General features: G+C 41.5%; 16 protein-coding genes. 5 read left to right on the top strand and 11 right to left on the bottom strand.

From position 1 onward, the window contains the following. Window positions 1–12: 12 nt before the first annotated feature. The 8 genes from rfbC to wecA form a co-directional block, all read right to left on the bottom strand. Complete coding sequence (rfbC, locus tag Q4567_RS00080) at window positions 13–561, bottom strand: dTDP-4-dehydrorhamnose 3,5-epimerase (protein ID WP_303498818.1); 549 nt, start codon at window positions 559–561, stop codon at window positions 13–15. Further along, the gene (gene rfbA, locus Q4567_RS00075; protein WP_303498817.1) at window positions 561–1,442 is read right to left on the bottom strand and encodes a glucose-1-phosphate thymidylyltransferase RfbA; all 882 of its coding nucleotides are present in this window, start codon (window positions 1,440–1,442) and stop codon (window positions 561–563) included. Before rfbA ends, rfbC begins: the two co-directional genes overlap by 1 nt. 85 nt (window positions 1,443–1,527) lie before the next feature. Beyond that, window positions 1,528–2,982, bottom strand: coding sequence for a lipopolysaccharide biosynthesis protein (locus tag Q4567_RS00070; RefSeq protein WP_303498816.1), 1,455 nt, complete (start codon window positions 2,980–2,982; stop codon window positions 1,528–1,530). Between the two features lie 2 nt (window positions 2,983–2,984). Then, window positions 2,985–3,635 (bottom strand): ABC transporter ATP-binding protein, encoded by a 651-nt coding sequence (locus tag Q4567_RS00065; protein WP_303498813.1) that lies wholly within the window; start codon window positions 3,633–3,635, stop codon window positions 2,985–2,987. Continuing rightward, window positions 3,632–4,417: an ABC transporter permease gene (locus Q4567_RS00060; protein ID WP_303498811.1), complete on the bottom strand. Its 786-nt coding sequence runs from the start codon at window positions 4,415–4,417 to the stop codon at window positions 3,632–3,634. The genes Q4567_RS00065 and Q4567_RS00060 overlap by 4 nt, the downstream gene beginning before the upstream one ends. Window positions 4,418–4,439: 22 nt before the next feature. After that, window positions 4,440–6,209: a polysaccharide biosynthesis/export family protein gene (locus Q4567_RS00055; protein WP_303498809.1), complete on the bottom strand. Its 1,770-nt coding sequence runs from the start codon at window positions 6,207–6,209 to the stop codon at window positions 4,440–4,442. After that, window positions 6,209–6,568 carry a DVU3141 family protein gene (locus Q4567_RS00050; RefSeq protein ID WP_303498808.1) on the bottom strand — a complete coding sequence of 120 codons (360 nt, stop codon included), beginning with the start codon at window positions 6,566–6,568 and terminating at the stop codon, window positions 6,209–6,211. The genes Q4567_RS00055 and Q4567_RS00050 overlap by 1 nt, the downstream gene beginning before the upstream one ends. Window positions 6,569–6,691: 123 nt before the next feature. After that, window positions 6,692–7,762, bottom strand: a complete 1,071-nt coding sequence (gene wecA, locus Q4567_RS00045) for a UDP-N-acetylglucosamine--undecaprenyl-phosphate N-acetylglucosaminephosphotransferase (RefSeq protein WP_216048035.1) — start codon at window positions 7,760–7,762, stop codon at window positions 6,692–6,694. 778 nt (window positions 7,763–8,540) lie between these two features. Between wecA and Q4567_RS00040 the strand changes: the two genes are divergently transcribed. The 3 genes from Q4567_RS00040 to galE all read left to right on the top strand — a co-directional run bounded on the left by Q4567_RS00040 (window position 8,541) and on the right by galE (window position 11,531). Then, window positions 8,541–10,058: a peptide MFS transporter gene (locus Q4567_RS00040; protein WP_216048034.1), complete on the top strand. Its 1,518-nt coding sequence runs from the start codon at window positions 8,541–8,543 to the stop codon at window positions 10,056–10,058. 149 nt (window positions 10,059–10,207) lie between these two features. Beyond that, window positions 10,208–10,513, top strand: a complete 306-nt coding sequence (locus Q4567_RS00035; protein ID WP_216048033.1) for a DUF6170 family protein — start codon at window positions 10,208–10,210, stop codon at window positions 10,511–10,513. 1 nt (window position 10,514) lies between these two features. Then, window positions 10,515–11,531 (top strand): UDP-glucose 4-epimerase GalE, encoded by a 1,017-nt coding sequence (galE, locus tag Q4567_RS00030; RefSeq protein WP_216048032.1) that lies wholly within the window; start codon window positions 10,515–10,517, stop codon window positions 11,529–11,531. Window positions 11,532–12,002: 471 nt separating this feature from the next. On the opposite strand, the gene Q4567_RS00025 is transcribed toward galE, so the two are convergent. Beyond that, window positions 12,003–12,209, bottom strand: a complete 207-nt coding sequence (locus Q4567_RS00025; RefSeq protein WP_216048031.1) for a cold-shock protein — start codon at window positions 12,207–12,209, stop codon at window positions 12,003–12,005. A 559-nt stretch (window positions 12,210–12,768) separates the two neighbouring features. On the opposite strand from Q4567_RS00025, the gene pulA reads away from it, so the two are divergent. Next, window positions 12,769–15,597 (top strand): pullulanase-type alpha-1,6-glucosidase, encoded by a 2,829-nt coding sequence (gene pulA, locus Q4567_RS00020; RefSeq protein ID WP_303498804.1) that lies wholly within the window; start codon window positions 12,769–12,771, stop codon window positions 15,595–15,597. A gap of 28 nt (window positions 15,598–15,625) precedes the next feature. Then, entirely contained in the window at window positions 15,626–16,288 is a 663-nt protein-coding gene (locus Q4567_RS00015) for a YceH family protein (protein WP_303498802.1), read from the top strand. Window positions 16,289–16,598: 310 nt separating this feature from the next. Here the strand turns inward: Q4567_RS00015 and Q4567_RS00010 are convergent, their stop codons facing one another. Continuing rightward, a complete protein-coding gene (locus Q4567_RS00010) occupies window positions 16,599–17,696 on the bottom strand; it encodes a glutathione S-transferase family protein (RefSeq protein WP_303498801.1) in 1,098 nt (365 codons plus the stop codon). Between the two features lie 7 nt (window positions 17,697–17,703). Next, window positions 17,704–18,729, bottom strand: a complete 1,026-nt coding sequence (locus tag Q4567_RS00005) for a carboxylesterase (protein ID WP_303498800.1) — start codon at window positions 18,727–18,729, stop codon at window positions 17,704–17,706. Window positions 18,730–19,182: the final 453 nt, after the last annotated feature.

The raw sequence follows: 19,182 nt of genomic DNA, 5'->3' as shown, positions 1-19,182 counted from the left end.
ATGCGCGATATATTAATCGAAACTGGGAGCTGATTCAAAATCTAAACCGGCTTCATCTTTTGCAGATAAGCTCGGCTTTTTCCCGTTCACCAATGGCCAGTCAATACCAAGCGTAGTATCATTGTATCGTATAGAAACTTCTGACTCAGGGTCATAATAATCAGTACAGCGATAAACAAACTCGGCAAATTCGGAAGTCACATAAAAACCATGGGCAAAACCGGCAGGTACCCACAATTGCTTTTTATTTTCTGCTGACAGCAACATACCGAAGCTATGACCAAACGTAGCAGATGATCTGCGCATATCCACCACCACATCAAAAACCTCACCACTTATCACTCGCACTAACTTTCCTTGAGTGTGTTGCAGTTGATAATGTAAACCTCGAAGAATGCCATGCTTAGATTTACTATGATTATCTTGTACAAACTCTACGTCAGCTACATTTTCTTTGAACCAGTCATCACGGAAAGTTTCCATAAAAAAACCACGTTCATCACCAAACACTTTAGGTTCGATAATTTTTACGTCAGGAATACTAGTCTCTACTACTTTCATTATGACTTCACTTTCTCAGTTAACAATTTAGATAGGTACTTGCCGTATCCGCTTTTAATAAGTGGTTTTGCTAACTTTTTAAGTTGCTCCGCATCAATAAACCCTTTGCGAAACGCAATTTCTTCCGGGCAGCAAATTTTTAACCCCTGGCGTTTTTCAATAGCAGCAATGAAATTTGACGCATCCAATAAGCTATCAATGGTGCCAGTATCTAGCCAGGCTGATCCTCGGCCCATTAACTCTACTCTTAGATTACCTTGTTCTAAGTAAAGATTATTGAGATCGGTTATCTCTAATTCACCGCGATGGGAAGGCTTCACTTGTTTCGCTAACTCAACAACATGGTTATCGTAGAAATACAAACCTGTTACTGCATAATTTGATTTGGGTTTTTGGGGTTTTTCTTCGATGGACAACGCCTTCCAGTCATCGTCAAAATCCACTACCCCATATCGCTCGGGGTCGGTAACATGATAACCGAATACAGTTGCTCCTGAGGTTTGCTTATTCGCATTAGTCAAAGACAAAGGTAAATCATGGCCATAATACAAATTATCTCCAAGGACCAGGGCACAATGGTCATCACCAATAAATTCTTCACCTAATATAAACGCTTGTGCAAGGCCATCAGGTGAAGGTTGTTCAACGTAACTAAAATTCACTCCCCAGGCTTCACCTGTACCCAATAATGATTGGAATCTAGGTAACTCTAAAGGTGTAGAGATAATAAGAATATCTTTAATCCCAGCTAACATTAGAGTAGAAATAGGATAATAAATCATCGGTTTATCATACACTGGCATTAATTGTTTGCTGATCACCGATGTCAAGGGATGGAGGCGCGTACCTGAGCCACCAGCTAAAACGATTCCTTTTCTCACATTTATTACCTTATAAAATTTAAATTTTTTGGGTTTAAAACGATTAAATTTGCTCTACAACTTAATGTAAAATCGCCACTATGGTTTATCTTAATTCCGCAACAGTAGCGATAACAATTCGCCCAATACCAAACAGCATTAAGGTGATGGCTAAAAACAAGCTTAGATTATAAAACACTTCCGGGTACTTGGCATCTTGAGGCGACGTCGGAGACTCTACCGTAACCAAGTATTTAAGTTGACGATAAGCTTCAATTCGCGATTTTTCCAAAGAAACTTGAGATGAAGTATAAGCCTGTAAAGCTAGCTCCATATTAATTTTGTAATCACTAAATTTTGCCATTATTTGCGAAACACTTAAGTTTTGTTCGTCTTCAGGCAAAGAATTGTTATCTGATTTATCACTGGTAAGCCTAGACCTTTCATTTTCAAGCTGTTCCAACATACTTTCCAATTGTGACCTAGCTTGTATAACTTGAGGTGCATTCTCACTCATACTATTTCTTAGGGCGTTCAGTTCTGTGCGCTTAGCCGCCACTTGTCCTTCCATCTGGTATGTTATCTGCTGCAACGCCATTCCTTCAGCTTGCGGATCTAACAGGTTATGGCGACGTTGAAAGGCTAATAGTTCTGTTTTGGCTTTTTGCAATCTTTTCTCAACCAACTGGTGTTCCAACATCACAAATTCCAGTTGTTTTTTAGCCAGATTATGACCAATTTCGTTTATATACCACTCAGCCCTATCCACAATAGTCTTGCTCATCAAATGAGCAAAATCAGGTTCAAAGGCCTGTACATAAATATTAATAACTTGGGATTTTTCATCCAATTCAACTAGAACCCGATCCAAATAATATTTCAGGGTGGTTTCTCTGCTAGCATCACCGTCCAAACGGCTAAACATATCGTAAGTGTTATTGCTGTAGTGAGATGAAATATCCAGAGTATTTTCTAAATAAGTTAACATGTCATTTGAATAAATAAAGGCTTTAACCAATTCCGTATCTAAGCTAGCAGAACCTACACCAAATCCAGACATTAACGCCATTGCTGGATCTAAAGTGGCCATTCCATCCGGCTCTTTTACTATCAATTTAGCCTGACTTTCGTACCTTGGGCTTGCCCATATCACTTGATAAAAAGCAAATAACACAAAGGGTAAAAATACGCATAAAACCAACGGACGTTTAAACTTTTGTAGTTGAGGATGGGCAAACACAACTGCAATTTGTTCTTTTAGACTTAACGCATTCTGTAACATCGTTTTTCGATTATTAGATTCCGTTGAAGATAAGGTCGCCAGTTCAGGTACCTCTTGCAACGCTTTACCCCGCAATTCCTTTAATTTGTTTTGATTAGTTTCACTAGGATCCAAATTTTTTACTCGCTGCATTAATCGGAATGCTAAAGCAACATCGGTAAATTCTAACTCTTCAACCTTTTTATTTAAAAAGTCAGCATCAGACCATTGTTCATTAGATAGCAAAGCTTTGAGTTCTTCGAAGCGTTGTTCCAATTCTAATTGAGCTTGTTTAGTCATGTTTATAAAGCCTGATATTGTTCGATCCCTTGCTCGAGATCGTTATAAAACGTTAATTCACCTTTGTGCAGCACAATTGCACTATCACAAAATTGCCTGATCTCATCCATTTCATGACTGACCATTATGACATTTGCCTTTTCACTGCGCTCCAAAAGCGCTTCTTTGGCTTTCCTTCTGAATTTTGCATCCCCTACTGAAGTAACTTCATCAATAAGATACACATCAAAGTCGATTGCAATAGAACATGCAAAGGCTAGCCTTGGTTTCATTCCGCTGGAATAACTGCGAACAGGTAAATCAAATTTTTTGCCTAATTCAGCAAATGCTCTTACTCTTTGTTCATATTTATCGAGATCAGCAATACCATTCACTTTGCCAATAAATCGAGTGTTTTCTCTGCCGGTCATCTGTTGATGAATCCCGGTAGTTAGTGCGACAGGCCAAGATAGGCTTAAATCGGTTATGATTCGCCCTTTGTTAGGATATTCACTTCCCGCAAGCAACCTAAACAGCGTCGATTTCCCCGCACCATTAGAGCCTAATATACCGATATTGTGGCCTGTTGGAATATCAAAAGTTACATCTCGAAAAATGTACTGATTCCCTAACCTAGACGGATAATATTTCGTTATATTTTCTAAACGAATCATCGACTTATCGCCTGCTTCCAGGAAACGTGGTAAATCGCAAAAGACATAAATGTAAAAACTAACACTATACTGGCTAAAAATCCTAAACTCACACCTTCGTGCCCATAGGTAGAGTGCACCGAATAGCGAGTCAATTCGATGGCATGCAATATCGGATTCCAATTTAAGAAGTGCCAATATTCTCTCGGGAAATCTTGCAGTGAGAAAAAAACGCCAGATACAAAAAATAATGGTCTAGTAAACAGCTCTCTTAGCTTGCCGATTTCTTTAACAAAAAGTTCCGCGATTCCAAATAAAAGTCCTAACGAAACCGCTAAAGCCCAAAGCAGGAAGAAACAGACTAAAAACAAGAGAGGATCGGATATGTGTAAATCCATCCCCATGAAATACATGATGATGATAATGCCAACTATTACAAATAACTTAATTAAAAGTTCGAATAAAGCACTAGCAAAAACAGCACTAATTGGCTGGACCTGTCGGAACGCAAAAAGCGCTTTGTTTTTACCAATTGACCTAGCAGAGCTGGACAAGGTTTGCAAAAAACTTTGAATAAACAATATGCCAATGGCCATAAAGGTAAAAGTAGGAATAGTGTGGGTTTCGCCGCCAGATAATCGACCTCTTAAAAACGATAATACAAAAATAAAAATTACAGGGTTTATCACCGCCCAACTCAAACCAAACTTATCATTAAACCCTGTGCGTATTTCGCGGGCAAATAGGGCGAATATGACGTCTCGCCATATTTCCCATTTGTTGCGTTTAATAACTGTTGTCATGAATTAGTACTTAGCTTGATGATTAGGTTGCTGCATTGGCTGCAACGGCTATTTGATAGATGATTTGGGTGACATCTTTGATAGATTGCATGACTTTAGCGTCAACCTTAGGCAGCACCAGAATTTGGTCTCCGGCTTGTAAAGTGGCATTTTGCTCATCAGAATACCAATGTTGCCCAGCATCAGATGAAACAAAGCTGGTGATACCGTTAGCGTGAACTATGGCAATACGATCATCGTCTGCTCGTTCGCTAAATCCACCTGCCCATGCGATGTAATCGGATACTGTCGCCTCAGGATTATAAACCACGGCTTGAGGCATAAGCACTTCGCCAGCAATCTGAATCAAGTCAGTTTGGGCTGGAATAACAATTTCATCCCCTTGCTCTAGGCGAATATTCGCGACTTTGCCATTTTCAGACACTATCACTTTGCCTAGCGGCTCGATCCTTCTGGCGCGGGCAATAAATTGTGAGACTAACTGTGCTTCTTGAGCGCGGATCGACGCTTCACCGCTTGATGATGCAGGCGCTGTAAATAAGCTTCGCTCTAGGCGGTCTAAAGATTCGTTGATCAGCATTTTTTGCTGTTCCATGACGCTTTCACGCTTGATGTAGATGGAACCATAGTTGGCTTGTTCTGGGTCAATCTCAATGTAGCTTAACAAGTCCAACAAGCGCGTATCTTTTTCTACAGCATAATAAGAAGGTCCTTCGTAGCTGCCGGAGATTTGCACGCTGATCACTTGCGGTCTAATGTCATCATTAAATAACACGGTATCACCATCGGCCATGGTGAACTGGTCGAATTCATTAACTGGCAAGTAAACCGAAATAGGGCCTGATTCACGATTGCCGGTTATCGCCACATGACTGGTTTTCGACAATGGTCGAGCATAGTTCATTAATGCAGTGCCAGAGCGTTTTGATTTTTCTAATTCAAATCTAAACGGATACCTTGCAGCACCTTCAACATTAACCATTGCGCCCTGCTCGCCAACAAAAATGACATCTTCATCTTTAAATGAGAAAGCCGGTAATTTACCTAATTTCAAGAAATCATATAAATCGTAGTTAAGTACAGTTTCACCTTGTCTAATTACCGTAATGTTTCGGTAACTGCCGCGATGGGGATCAATCCCACCAGCTCGTTTTAGATAAAACAACACTGAATCTGACGCCAAACCGGCGTACTGACCAGGTCTTAGCACCGGACCTGCCACAAACACACTCACTGGCGTTGCCGTAAGCAGATTGACATACACACTCACGTTGTTGGTGTATATTGATTTTATACCTTGCGTCACTACGCTGTTGACGCGACTAGCGGGCACATCTTGCACTTTAATCGGGCCGATATCTGGAATGAATATATTGCCTTGATTATCCACGGTAACCACTTCTGAACTGTTCACCGTGCCCCACATTTGAATCGCAATTTTATCGCCAGGGGCAACTAAATAAGACGAATTTAATCCATCACTACGTTCCGTTTCAAAACCACCTTTGAACAGGTTAGCGCCATACGGCGGCGGCAGCCCTTCTTCGCCAGCAGGCATAGGGCCAGAATCCGAAGGTAAATTGATACTCCCTCCTCTACCGGTACTATTGCCACCTGATTGAATATATTGCGACAAGTCAACTCGTTGACTTTGGCTAGCCTGTTGAGCTTGTTGCAGTTGTTCTTGGGTTGGTGCTTGTTGCGCAAATATGGAACCTACAAACATTGAGCTTGCGATGAAAAGTACTGTTCTAGATAGGAAAGCAGAAACGACACGATAATTTAATAACATTATTGGTTTCCTCCTGTTGTAGCTTCACTGTAGCTGGCTAAAACAGGGCTAACTGCGTACCAATCACCGTCACCGGTTTTACAATACACACGTTGACCATCAAGCATAAACTGCACTTTACGACAGGTTTTACCGCTGGCCGCGAAAAAAGGTTTGCCTAAAACCGCAGGTTTACCGTCGATTTTCACATTTGTAGACATAGAAGACTGCGACAAAATAGCTTGCTGCGCAGATGACACAGGCTTAGCGTCTGAAACAAATTCATGCTCTACAAGTGCTCGACTAGCAATGGGTTGGTCAATCGAAGTACAGCCTTGAAGAAGGATGCTTAGTAAAAAGAAACTACTCAGTTTTTTCATAAATTATTATTAGCTTTTGTCCACAACAGTTCATACTAACGCGTCACCTTGATTTTGCAAAGAATGCGTTTGCAAAGTAACACTAAAAGTAAGGGCAACCTGTTGGTTGCCCTTGATGCTATTCTAGCGAGCTATTTTTCGTTTACCACGAACAAAGCGTAAAATAGTCCAGATATTTTGAATTACGTAACTGTATATAAATAGCGACACTATGAAACCATAGAACATGATATATTCGGCAACTTCATACAGTTCACACAAAATTCCTACCGCGGCATAACAACATCCCATTAGCAAGATTGCGGCTAACGAGCGACGCGAAGAGAAGCCGGCTCGCATAAAGATATTGTGCAGATGTTGGCGGTCAGGCTTCAATACTGACTGACCTTTTTTTGCCCGTCGGTACATAATTGCAGCCATGTCCATTAATGGTAAACCGATAATCCACACCGCGGTCATTGGACGCATAGCCGCCTCTGCACCTTGGGTAAAATCGACCATCAACCAAACAATGGTTAGTCCAACGAACATGCTGCCGCTGTCACCCATAAATATTTTATTACCTTTGAACCCTTTCCAGCTCAAGTTAAATGCCATGAAAGGTACGATGGCTGCAATAACCATCATAGGTGCCATAATGGCGTTGCCATTATTGGAAATTAATAACAAAAAGACCACGGCAAGCAGCACTATCAAGCTCATACCGCCGGCGAGCCCATCGATACCATCAATCATATTGAACGCATTGATAACACCAACCACACAAATTAATGTGAAGAAATAGCCAAATAAACCAAAAGAGGTGTCACCGAAGCCAAAAATATCGCCTAGCGAGGTGATATAATTCTGCGCAGCCCACGCCATTATTGCGGCCACACCGAACTGACACATAAGTCGCCCTTTAGCGCTTAAGTCGAACTTGTCGTCCAGCATACCTAGCAAAATAATGAAAAAAGATGCGGTAAAAAATAGAGAACCGTTTTTAAACCAGACATCGGTTAAGATACTAGTAATTAAAACTGCACCAAAAATGGCCACACCACCGGTGAGCGGAACCATACCATTGTGCTGTTTTCTTGCAGTAGGATGATCAACCAAACCAAGTTGATGAGCAAAGGGAGTCATTACAATCAACAATATTACCGCTACAAAAAACGCAGTAAAAAGTGGTACAAACTCCAAATAGGCAAACATATATTACACGATTCCTTGTTAATTCGTTAAAGCTGCAGAAGCAATAATCGAGCCTGTATGCAGCATAGCGTTCCAGCAGAACTTGTATTTTCAATGAGAATCAAGTTATACCCTCTTGATATTTATAAGAAAATCGTATTTTCCTTCGTATTCCTAATAAATAGGTAACGCCGCTACTTCGAAAATTCGCGGGGATGATACCAAATATCAGTTGCTGAAAACCAGTAAAATCGTGTTACTAAATGCAATCGACGTATTATCCGTTGGTATAATATACAGGAAAAACATTTACCCATCAAAAAACTGTATGTTTTTCGCAACACAGAATAAAAAACGCTTAGAATCGCTTGTTTTTTAAGCGCAATTTTATTCTCTAATTGTTACCAAAAAATGAGCTACTACCATTTTGGAATGCATGCACCAAATTTGATGCACCGAGTCTGTGCACGAATATATTTAATTTAGAGCAATCTCGTTGTTAAAATGCACATTAATCGTACAGCACTGCTCGGTGGGAAATTAGATTTTTAATAACCTGCTTAGCCTGTAAATGAAAATCTCCTTTAAATTCGTTTAAATAAAGCACAATAAAAACCGACAATCTTGTTTTCAGACAAGAGCTCTAGTATAAACAATGGGTTTACAAGTTTTCATCTCGGTGATTTGATGCAAGCAATGGATCAATCTATGAGAAAAACAACAATAATTAAAATAAAGCAGTTCACATGCAAAGTTAGCGTTAACGCATCTGATGAACTCACCTAAAGGCAGCGACACAATGAATTCAAAAACACCCGATTTTTTCGGTCACCCAGGTGGCCTACAAACACTATTTTATACTGAAATGTGGGAACGAATGAGCTACTACGGCATGCGTGCTTTGTTAGTTTTGTTCATGACCGCCAGTATTCAAGAAGAAGGAATGGCAATTACAGTGGCATCCGCTACTGCAATATATGGATTGTACACAGGTGCAGTGTATTTCATGGGTTTACCCGGCGGTTGGATAGCCGACCGACTAATAGGCAGCCAAAAAGCAGTTTGGTACGGTGGTATCGTGATCATGTGTGGTCACATTGTGCTTGCCATTCCAGCCAGCTGGAGTTTCTTTATTGGTTTAATCCTAGTGGTGATAGGAACTGGACTGTTAAAACCCAATGTAGGTATTTTGGTTGGTCAGCTTTATGCCCCTGAAGATCAAAGACGTGATGCGGGATATACCATTTATTACATGGGCATCAATCTAGGTTCGTTAATTGGTTATTTTGTTTGTGGTTGGTTGCAGGTCAATGCAGGCTACCATTACGCTTTCGGTGCTGCTGCCGTAGGTATGGCAATTGGTCTACTGCAATATCGTGCCACCATAGGCCGATTAGGTGGCGTAGGCGCTGAACCTCTGCTTAAAATGACACCATCTGGGGAAAAGAAAAGCTGGACAGTAATCGCTGTGTTTTTAGTGGGTATTGCAGTGTTAACGTTTGCGATGATGACGGGAATGCTGAGTATTGACCCGGTCACCCTTGCTCAATATGTAGCAGTAGCCATTACGGTTGTCTTCTTAGCTTATTACGCTGGCATCTATGCGTTTGGTAACTTGTCATCAGACGAAAAACGAACCTTAGGTGCGCTCTTTGTGGTGTGTTTAGCCTCAATATTCTTCTGGTCCGGCTTTGAACAAGCAGGCTCTTCATTAAACTTATTCGGTCGTGACTACACAGAACGCATGATAGGTTCATTTGAGATCCCACCAGCTTGGTTCCAATCAGCTAATTCATTTTTCATCATTACTTTATCCCCGTTCTTTGCCGCCTTATGGGTAAATCTGGGTAAGCGCATGATAACGCCTTCATACGGAATCAAGTGCGCCATTGGTTTGGTGATAATGGCCACTGGCTTTATCGTAATGTTCTTTGCTGCACAAATTGCCGCAAGTGGACTTAAAGCGGCGCCTTATTTCTTAGTTGCTACTTACTTTTTGCATACGGTGGGCGAGCTTTGTTTAAGCCCAGTCGCGCTGGCTGCTGTGAGTAAATTGTCGCCTAAACGTTTTGCCGGTCAGATGATGGGCGTGTTTGTACTTACTTACTCAATCGGTAATGTGACAGCGGGCTTATTAGCCGGTGGACTAGACCCAGATAATTTGAGTGATATGCCAAATCTGTTTTGGGGTATTGGACAAATTACCGTTGCCGCAGCGCTTGTTGTTGGGCTATTAACCCTGAAAACACGTAAGTGGGAAAAGTTAGCTGAAAAGAAAACCTTTAATCATGACGAAGAAAAGCCAACGATTTTGTAGTGTTAGAAACACCATAAATTTTTAGCTAAAACATTTATTTAAAAGACTGAATCACGCCCCGAAACAAAAAACATTATTTCGGGGCGTTTTTGATCCAAATAGTTTGTATAATGTCGCCATTATAATTCGAAGATCTCAAGGTAGTGCTTTTGAAATTCTATTTTTCGACACGTCAAATTCCTCAACTACAAAACTTAAGCCTTAAAGAGCGCTTTGTAGAAATTCGTGCAGCTGAAAGCAAGCTGACTGCGCCTGAGAAGTTATTTCTTAACGTTATAAAACTGCTTATTATGGTGCCTTTTTTTGTTTTTGTACTGCGCACTTTTCAAGATTGGTCTTCGTTACTTTGGGCCGCACTGATAATCATTGCTTACCCACTAATTTTGAAGCCCTTTCAATACAGCTTATCGGCGAAATATTTGAAACAACCTGATGATTCACAAATAAAGGAATAACATGTCTACTATACTCGTTACTGGCGGTGCTGGTTATATCGGCAGCCACACAGTGTTGCAATTATTGGAAAATGGCGATCAAGTCGTAGTGCTAGATAACCTATGTAACTCTTCTCCAGAATCTTTAAAAAGAGTATCTGAATTAACCGGGAAAGAAATTGCGTTTGTAGAAGGTGATATTCAAGATTCAAACATTCTTGATAAGGTATTCACTGAAAATAAGATTGACTCTGTTATCCATTTCGCAGGTTTAAAAGCTGTTGGCGAGTCGGTTGAAAAACCATTACTTTATTATCGAAATAATGTGTATGGCACACTGAATTTGTGTGAAGCCATGGCCAAACATAATGTCAAAAATATTGTGTTTAGTTCATCTGCCACCGTATACGGCGACCCAACTACCCTGCCGCTGCATGAAAACTTGCCAACCGGTCAGCCGACAAATCCTTATGGCCAATCTAAACTGATGGTTGAATTAGTATTGCAAGATTTGTTTAAGTCAGACAACAGTTGGAATATTGCAATTTTGCGCTACTTCAACCCAGCAGGCGCTCATCCATCAGGCCGAATAGGCGAAGATCCTAATGGTATTCCGAATAACTTAATGCCGTTCATCACACAAGTTGCCACTAAAAAACGCGAAGCATTATCGGTTTTTGGTGACGATTATGACACCCCAGATGGCACCGGTGTGCGCGATTATATTCACGTTGAAGATTTGGCCAATGGCCATTTAAAGGCGCTGGATAAACTCACTGAAAACGCAGGATTAGTGACCTATAATTTGGGAACTGGCCAAGGTTATAGCGTGTTGGATATGGTTAAAGAATTCGAGAAACAAAGTGGACAGTCCATTCCGTACAATATTGTGCCCAGACGCAGTGGCGATGTAGCAGCTTGTTATGCAGATCCAAAGCTGGCCAAAGAAGAACTAAACTGGACTGCAAAAAAAGGCCTAGCGGAAATGTGTCGCGACTCATGGAATTGGCAATCCAATAATCCCAACGGATTTAAATAAGAATACCAACAATCCATGTAGCATGGCCTTTAGGCCATGGAATCTTGCATGTTCCCGCGGGGCTAAAGCCACCGCCTACAAAAAATCCGTAGCATGGCCTTTAGACCATAGAATCTCGCATATTCCCGCGGGGCTAAAGCCACCGCCTACAAAAAAATCCGTAACATGGCCTTTAGGCCATGGAATCTCGCATGTTCCCGCGGGGCTAAAGCAACCGCCTACAAAAAATCCGTAGCATGGCCCATCAAACCAATATTCTCGAGGCTGAATAACCCCCTGTAAGACGGGATTCATCCCGTGGGAATGTTCGTATTGCGTTTCGGGGCTAAAGCCACCGACTACAGGTGATAACCCCCAATATTTGTAGCATGGCCTTTAGGCCATGGGGTTCATCAAACCAACATTGCCGGGCCCAAAAACCAAAAACGTCAGCTTAAGCTGACGTTTTTCATATGGACTCGCAGTGATGTTTTAAACAGTCACGTTTGCCGCTTGAGGACCTTTTTGGCCTTGCTCAATATCGAAGGTTACTTGCTGACCTTCGTCTAGCGTTTTGTAGCCATCGCTAGCGATAGCACGGAAATGTACAAACACATCAGCTCCGCCATTATCGGGAGTAATAAAGCCGAAGCCTTTCTCTGCGTTGAACCACTTAACAATTCCAGTTGATTTAGACATAGTCTTTTCCTAATTTTTGTCAATAAATAGCGCATGCACGCCGGTTTAGCTGTGTAGAACGATGGAAATAATGCATGTTACTAACAGAAATTATTCAATAACTAACTGGTAAAACAGATGTAAAGATATTCTTAAGTAAAATGTAATTCACGTTTATGTTACACGCTGATTATTAGGTTAACAGATAATAATTAGGTGTATATAAAATTCATGTTTTTTACGACTAAAAGCTTATAAAATCAGCTCGTTAACCTAATCGTTTTGCACAGCTTAATGGGCGATGCTACTCAGTATTTATGACCCTAAAATGACAGATAAACTAAATATTTTGCCTAATCTTATAAGTTTGCTCTTACCCATAAAGGCGAGTAAAACGAGCTCTAAACCTACCAATTCATTTATTTACAAACAACATACGTATGTAATTCGCGCCTAAGCAAATGAACTTATAGACTAGGTGCTTGACCAAATAGACATTGGCAAATCGAATCAATTATTCAAAAAGCCAACGCCCGTTCATAACGCCCATAGAAGCGTTGAGAGTGAGACAGGATTTAACATGAAACCTACTATTTATACTTGTACTATTAGCTTAGTCATGCTGCTCATCTTGACAGCCTGCGGCTCGACAAAAACTAACCGTAGTGTTGGCGAACCAATAGCACTTAATTATGACAACAGCACAATGCAGGTCGATTTTTCCGCCCACTGGATTCGCGCCGATTTAATTTTATTAGCGAATAAAAAATCCCACCCAGCTTTGGTCTTTTCGAAAAATGGCAGTATAGATGACAAGAAAAAAGCAGACAGACTGTTCAATTTAGTAGCGGTGGAAACACCTCAGTGGGTGTCGCAATCCTACCCACATTTAAGCCACTTTTATGCCTACAAAGTGGACATTCCCCGTTCTGAGTTAAAATCGCTACTGAAACAGCAAGCCGCTGTAGTCAGCGTTAATCACCACACAAAAAAACCAAACTTGGCAGATATCGAAAGTCTATCTTATCTACAAAATGCAAAACTACTCGACGCGTTATATACCTCAAAACAGGACGATGCAGATGAAATTGATAATTTTGGCGCGCAACTATTAGGAAGCTCTACGCGTTTCACGATTTGGGCTCCCACCGCACTGAACGTCAAAGTTCGCCTGTTCGATGAACATAAAAACCCGTTGGAAAGTGGCATATTAGAGCTCACTGAAGATCCCCAAACTGGCGCTTGGAGTGGCATTACTAGTCATGCTCCGCAAGGAACCTTCTATCGCTATCAAGTTCAGGTTTATCACCCTGAATCGAAACAGATTGAAGTATTACAGGTGACAGATCCCTACTCCTTAAGCTTATCCACCAATAGTGTCTATTCCCAAGTGGTGGATTTAAGCTCACCGCAAACTCAACCAGAAAATTGGCAACAACAAAATATCCCTGTGGTCGATTCACCGGAAAGTTTAATTTTATATGAAACAAGCATTAAAGATTTTAGCGCGTCAGACCAAAACCTCTCTAACCCAAATCTAGCTGGAAAATACGCGGCATTCAGTCAATCCAATAGTGACTCAATCAATCACTTGAAAGCGCTTAGAAAGGCGGGACTAAATACAATCCACTTGCTCCCCACCTATGATTTAAGCACCATAGATGAAATCCCTAACAACGTCATTTCCATGCACGACAGCTTAGAAAAAGTGTGCGTTTTAGCCTCTGAATTGGAAATTTGTCATACCGACTATAACCCTGAATTGTCCTTGCAAAGTCTTTTACTTAGCTATACGCCCTCATCCTCCGAGGCACAAAAAGTAATTGAGCTAATCCGCAGTAAAGATGATTACAACTGGGGCTATGATCCTTATCATTACACTGTGCCAGAGGGTAGCTACGCGTTAAATCCAGAAGGCATTCCACGACTTATAGAATTCAGAAAAATGATCATGGACATCCACCAATTGGGCTTCCGCGTAATAATGGACGTTGTGTATAACCACACCTTTGCCGCTGGATTGGCTGAAAAATCAGTCCTAGACAAAATTGTGCCTAATTACTATCACCGTCTAGACCCAATTTCAGGGGCCATTGAACAATCAACCTGTTGTGAAAACTCTGCGACTGAGAATGTCATGATGGCCAAATTGATGACAGACTCATTAGTCACCTGGGCGAAACACTATAAAATCGATGGTTTTCGCTTCGACCTCATGGGACATCAACCTAAAAGCGCCATGTTGCATGCCAGAGAAGCGGTCAGAGCGGTAGATCCTGACACCTACTTCTATGGTGAAGGATGGAACTTTGGTGAAGTTGCTAACAATTCACAGTTCATTCAAGCCAGTCAGATTGAAATGGCAGGCACCGAAATAGGCACCTTCACAGACAGATTAAGGGATGCAGTAAGAGGCGGTTCGTCATTCTTATCAGGTCAAGATATTCGTAAAGGCCAAGGCTTAGGAAACGGCTTATTGGTGTTCCAAAATGAGTTGCAAAGCCAAATTGATACGCAATCCTTGCAGCAGGAATACCAGCTTTCCATGGACCAAGCCCGTATTGGACTTGCCGCTAACTTAGCGAACTTTCCGCTGGAAAATGCCCAAGGAGAGCATGTATTTGGCCGTGATATAGATTATGGGGGTGCGCCTACCGGGTATGCACTAGATCCGGCGGATACCATAAACTATGTGTCGAAACACGATAATCAAACCTTATGGGACAACAATCAGTATCGCACTGCACATCAGGCTACCTCCGGACAACGGGTGCGAATGCACATCATGTCCCTCGCCTATCCCTTGATGGCACAAGGCATACCTTTTTTACATATGGGTAGCGAGTTGTTGCGCTCTAAATCGTTTTTGCGCGACAGTTATGATTACGGCGATTGGTTCAACAAGGTAGACTTCGGGAAAAAGTCGAATAATTATAATGTGGGATTACCCCCTGCCGAAAAAGACCAAAGCAATTGGGAAGTAATTACTCAAACAATTGCGCAAAACCAAGGCAGAGACGTTGTTTCAACTCAACAAATTCAATTTGCCTCACAGGTATTTAGAGACTTTCTAAAAATTCGCACTTCAACGCCGCTTTTCAATCTGCAAACCGCAGATGAAATTATTCAGCAAGTTAAGTTTCTGAACACCGGCACTAATCAAAAAACAGGTTTGATAGTGATGTCCATTAATTCTGCCAATACAGAAAATATTGACTCTAATTTCAAACAGGTCATAGTTATTTTTAATCACAATACACATTCTGTAAAATTTGACATGCCGCAGGCTCAGCAATTCAGTTTGCATCCTGCACAACAAACAGGAAGCGACCCATTAGTTAAGACCGCAACAACAGATGAATATGGTTTTAATTTGCCTGAATTAACAGTTGCAGTATTCGTTCGATAAAAAAGAACAAGAAATAGAAGGAAATAAAATGTTAGTGCAATTAACCCCTCTTCAGTGCCGTGTTATTGGAGTACTCCTTGAAAAAGAAGTCACCACACCGGATCAGTACCCACTATCAATTAATGGACTAACCTTAGGTTGTAACCAAAAAAGTAATCGTGATCCAGTAATGAACTTAACTGAAAGTGATGTTCAGCGCACGGTTGACGAACTCAGAGAACTAAAACAAATCAACGAGCACAGCGGTTTTGGTAGTCGCGTGGTGAAATACCAACATCGGTTCTGCAATACCGAGTTTGGCGACCTAAAACTCACTCGACAACAATTTGCCATAATATGTGTATTGCTTTTGCGCGGCCCTCAGACGCCAGGGGAATTACGCAGTCGCACTAACCGCCTGGCAGAATTTAAAAATGTAGACGAAGTGGAAGAAAATCTTGAATACATGAAAAATCTTAATGGCGAATGCCTTGTAACCAAGCTTCCCAGAGAACCCGGCAAACGAGAATCAAGATACATGCACTTGTTTTCAGGAGAGCCTGACATTAGTGAATTTGAATCGCGACCAGAGAGCACCGCATCGTCATCAACACCACAAAATTCGTTATCACAAAGAGTCGACACATTAGAAGCCGAACTTGCCGAATTAAAAGAACAGTTCAAACAATTTAAACAAGAACTAGGCATGTAGTCGGTGGCTTTAGCCCCGAGATGGATAGGTTAAACCCCGAGAGGAACCCATGGCCTGAAGGCCATGCTACAACCCCGAAATTGGGTTGGGTTAAACCCCGAGAGGAACCCATGGCCTGAAGGCCATGCTACAACCTGTAGTCGGTAGCTTTAGCCCCGAGATGGATAGGTTAAACCCCGAGAGGAACCCATGGCCTAAAGGCCATGCTACACCTGTAGTCGGTGGCTTTAGCCCCGAGATGGATCGTTTCAACACCGAGATTGACGAGAGAAAACCCCATGGCCTAAAGGCCATGCTACACCGCCATTTTCTATGCAACGACCAATTTATTATTTTTACGCTGCAACCTTTTAGACATCGGCAAAGCCTCAATCTTTAGGCCAAATGATGCGTTTATAAAGTTATCAACGTTTGCCTTTTGTTCGACATCAAACTTGTTATAAACATCCACTACCCTTTGCAATTTCCATTGTTGAAACGGCATAATCGCGCGTTTTTCTGATATACCACCAATGGTAAACTGGTGAAAACCAATGGATCTAGGAATTTTTTCAACATCTGGATTTTCAACAATCCATTTTTGTACACTCTCAACGCTATGCATCAAAACAGGCCAAAATTCTTTAAAAATGCGGGATAACAATGGTATCAAAGTATCCGGTATCGCATCACCTTCAAGCCAAATTCCGTCATTTTTAGGGGGATTTCGTAACCGTTCTACCCATTTAGCAACATGTGGGGCTCTTTCCCTTAAAATTGCGCCAGGTACAGGATCACGATAAAGATGCGCATATAAGGGTCCGAATAATCCAAAATCACCAGCGCACGGCCGGCTACCTAGCAGAAATTCGTGAGTAGAAAAGTGCTTGTTTAATTCCACTAAAACGTGATTTTCGAACCAGTCTTCGATTGCTGGAATGGTTTTTTCAGTAATGCCTAAAACAGGCACAAACCCTTTGAATCTGCTCGCCAATTTTTTACCAAAAAAACGACGCACAAATGCAGGCATGTTAGGCGTTGCTACTCGCCCAAACTCTTCATATATAAACGGAAAATTATTTTTGTTCCAACGATAATGCATAGCTGGAATGACTAACCATTCATCGCCCCATAATTGAAATATTTCTGACACCAACTGTTGCTTGGGAGTGGCCGGATAAATGCTATGCGCCTCAAAACGCTTTTCCAATTCGTCAATAATGTGCACTGTATCTTGGATAAATTCGCCCTCAGGCGTTTCAACAACAGGGATAAATCGAACCCCAGTTTTGGGTTCTATAATGGATTTGTAAACCTTGACTGACGAAAATACCTCTCGAAAAGGAATTTTTTTGTAGGTTAGATAAGCTCTAGCCTTCCCCGTGTAAAGTGACATTTGGGCGCCGTACAAGGTAAACATTTTAGACATAAATTAACTACTTATTGTTATTTAGAAAGTGAATTAAAGCCGCTATCATTTCTGCATGCTTAGGGTTTGCTTTGGGAACTTTGCAAGACTCAGACTCATCAACTTTAGATGCATCATATTGCATATCATTCAATTGCGATTCACTTACCACTAAATCAGCATGGCAAACTTGGTAGGAGGCATCGATAAAAAATGTTTCACTTTGTCCGGCATTTTGTTTGATAAAGTCTTTTACACCTCGAATTGGCGTGGTTGCATCAGCCTCTGAATGAACAGAAAAAATCGGTAGATTAAGGATATTTCCGTCAGCTAATTTATCGCGAACGTCAAAAATAATATCAGTTAACATAAATGCAGAGTGACGCGATACTTCAGGGTACTTGTAAGGGTTAGGTCCTTGCGTTTGATAACTCCAATCAAGCAACTTTGCTAAAGACTTAATTCCCCAAATCCCTGCCATTCCTTCAACAGATTCATCTAGTGCCAGAGCGCCAGAAAATAAAATTAATCCTTTTTGCTGATCAGGATGAGTCAACACGTGTTGCGCTGAAAGTGCACCTCCAGTTGAAAAGCCACCGATGTATACATTCGGGCTTAAAATGTGGGCAAATGCCATGACTTCGTCTACATGAGAGGTCCAGCGTTTTGCTAAATCGCCGTCCTCCATATCATCATCTGCATCTAATTTGCCGTGTCCAGGTAACAGCGGGACAATCACAGTGTAACCAAGTTGATGAATAGCAGGAGCAATGGATTCAAAAAAGAAAGGTGAATCACTCAAACCATGGAATAACACCACTGTTGTATCTGTGGGTTGATTGTGATGGTAAACGTATGCTCCGTTGCCGTCGTTTTTAAGAGCAGAAGAGCAGATTTTGTAGACAAAGGGCTTAGGACTTTTACAATCCGCGGTTGTACCAAGCTCTTCGGCATAAAAGGTTTTGAACGGAATTAGCCAATCAGGACTTTTAGCATGGCTAATTTGAACAACAAATAGCGACAGTCCGAGGACAATTAAGGATAATTTTGACATAGAAATGGGCCATAAACACTGTAGTTAAAATACTATAAACAGCCCAATCCCCCATTGCTACGTTTTTTTAACATTATAAACCCCATGGCCTAAAGACCATGCTACAACCCCGAAATTGGATTGGGAAAACCTTGAGAGGAACCCATGGCCTAAAGACCATGCTACAACCTGTAGTCGGTGGCTTTAGCCCCGAGATGGATCGTTTCAACACCGAGATTGGCGAGCAAGAAATCCATGGCCTGAAGGCCATGTTACGACCTGTAGTCGGTGGCTTTAGCCCCGAGATGGATCGTTTCAACACCGAGATTGACGAGAGAAAATCCCATGGCCTAAAGGCCATGCTACACCTGTAGTCGGTGGCTTTAGCCCCGAGATAGATCGTTTCAACACCGAGATTGACGAGAGAAAATCCCATGGCCTAAAGGCCATGCTACAATCTGTAGTCGGTGGCTT

This window comes from Aliiglaciecola sp. 2_MG-2023, assembly GCF_030548145.1.
Classification (GTDB): domain Bacteria; phylum Pseudomonadota; class Gammaproteobacteria; order Enterobacterales; family Alteromonadaceae; genus Aliiglaciecola; species Aliiglaciecola lipolytica_A.
The sequence above is the reverse complement of the archived record's forward strand: the minus strand, read 5'-3'. Positions and strand labels throughout refer to the sequence as shown.